A 2,122-nucleotide genomic window follows, 5' to 3' on the forward strand; every position below is an offset into this window, starting at 1 on the left:
GCAGGGACTCGTCCCCGAGCACCCGCTCGAGCGCCGAGGCCAGCGCGCCGGAGTCCCCCGGCGGCACCGCGAGACACGTCTCGCCGTCCGGCCCCGCGACCTCCGGGATCGCCCCGCCGGTCGTGGCCACCAGCGCCGTTCCCGTGGCCATCGCCTCGGCCGCCGGCAGCGAGAAGCCCTCGTACAGCGAGGGAACGCAGGAGACCTGCGCCGAGCGCACCAGGTCGACGAGTTCGGCGTCGCTGATGCCCTTGACGAACTCGACTGCGTCCGCCAGCCCGCACCGCCGGATCGCCGCGGCCACCGGCCCGCTCTCCGGACGCTTGCCGACGACGACGAGGTGGGCGGCCGGGTTCTGCGCGCGGACCACGGCCAGCGCCTCGACGAGGTACAGGAGGCCCTTGAGGGGGACGTCCGCGCTGGAGGTGGTGACGATCCGGCCGGGCACCTCGGCGACGGACGGGTCCGGCGAGAAGAGGTCGGTGTCGGCGCCTATGTGGACGACGTGCACCCGCTCCGGGGACACCCCCAGGTGGGTGACGATCTCCTGCCGCGAGGAGCCCGAGACGGTCAGCACGGACGGCAGGCGCCGCGCGACCCGCTTCTGCATCCGGGTGAAGCCGTACCAGCGGCGCACGGAGGCCCGGCGCTTCCAGTCGGCGGCGGCGTCGAGTTCGAGCTGCCGGTCGACGGTGATGGGGTGGTGAATGGTGGTCACCAGCGGCGCGCCGAGCGCCGCGGGCCCGCCGAGCAGCCCGTAGCCGAGGGTCTGGTTGTCGTGCACGACGTCGAACCGGCCGCGCTGCGCGGCGAGATGGCGCCGGGCGCGGAGGCTGAAGGTCAGCGGCTCGGGGAAGCCGCCGGTCCACATCGTGGCGACCTCCAGCGCGTCGATCCAGTCGCGGAACTCGTCGCGGGCGGGCGTGCGGAAGGGGTCCGGCTGCCGGTAGAGGTCGAGGCTGGGCAGTTCGGTGAGGCCCACCCGGCCCGGGGCGCCCTCGCCGTCGGACGCGCCGTCCGGCCCGCCCGGCCCGCTCGACACATCCGGCACGTCCAGCACGGGATACGGCTGGGAACCGATGACCTCCACGTGGTGCCCGAGGCGGGCGAGCTCGCGCGAGAGGTGGCGGACGTAGACGCCCTGACCGCCGCAGAACGGGTTCCCTTTATAGGTGAGCAGAGCGATCCGCAACGGGCGGTCGGCACTCCCGTCCACGCGGGTGCCGTCGTACGAGAGTGCTGCCTCCGTGGCCTCAGCGGTCACTCACGGGCCTCCTTCTCGCTGCTGTCCCGCCGGAGCGTAACGGGCCGCGCTAACCTAGAACAAGTTTCAGACTGGGATGTCCAGAAGCCTCGAATCTACCGGCCGGACAGCCGGTCGAGCGGGCCGGATCGGGTGATTCGCGCCACGGGCCGACCGCTGCCATGCTGTGCCGTCCGGGCCGCACAGACACCGCTGGATGGATTGCCAGGGAACGGGACAACGGGACACATGACTACGGACTCCACTACGGGCTCCCGGCCGAGGGCCGCGTCGGCACCATCAGCATCGTCGACACCGTCGGCACCGCCGGGCCCATCCGCGCCGTCCAAACCGTCCGCGCCGTCCAAACCGTCCGCGCCGTCCAAGCCGCTCGCGCCGTCCGGGCCCGCCCTGACCGAACGTCAGGAGGCCCGGCGCCGCCGCATCCTGGCGGCCACCACGCGGCTGGCGACCCGCGGCGGCTTCGACGCGGTGCAGATGCGGGAGGTCGCCGAGTCGGCGGACGTCGCGCTCGGGACGCTCTACCGCTACTTCCCGTCCAAGATCCACCTGCTGGTGGCCACCATGCAGGACCAGCTCCAGCAGCTCCACGAGACGCTGCGCAGGCGCCCCCCGACGGACGGGGACCCGGCGGCGCGCGTGGCGCAGACCCTGATGCGGGCCTTCCGCGCGATGCAGCGGGAGCCGCACCTGGCGGACGCGATGGTGCGCGCCCTCACCTTCGCCGACCGCTCGGTGAGCTCGGAGGTCGACACGGTCTCGCGGCTGACCACGGCGATCATCCTGGACGCGATGGGCCCGGCGACGGGACCGGCGGCCGCGCCGGGACCGGGCGGCCCCCCGGCCGCGGCCGCAGCC

The 2,122-nt window shown here is 73.8% G+C and carries 2 protein-coding genes; one reads left to right on the plus strand and one right to left on the minus strand.

Annotated features, from left to right (window positions below):
• The coding region (locus tag K6I34_RS36115) for a glycosyltransferase family 4 protein (RefSeq protein ID WP_229332253.1) at nt 1-1,264 on the minus strand (1,264 nt) is incomplete at its 3' end.
• 228 nt (nt 1,265-1,492) lie between these two features.
• Here K6I34_RS36115 and K6I34_RS36120 point away from each other — a divergent pair.
• On the plus strand, nt 1,493-2,122 hold a 630-nt coding region (locus tag K6I34_RS36120; RefSeq protein WP_229332254.1), incomplete at its 3' end, for a TetR family transcriptional regulator.

This window comes from Streptomyces sp. UNOC14_S4 (assembly GCF_020740835.1).
Taxonomy (GTDB): Bacteria; Actinomycetota; Actinomycetes; order Streptomycetales; family Streptomycetaceae; genus Streptomyces.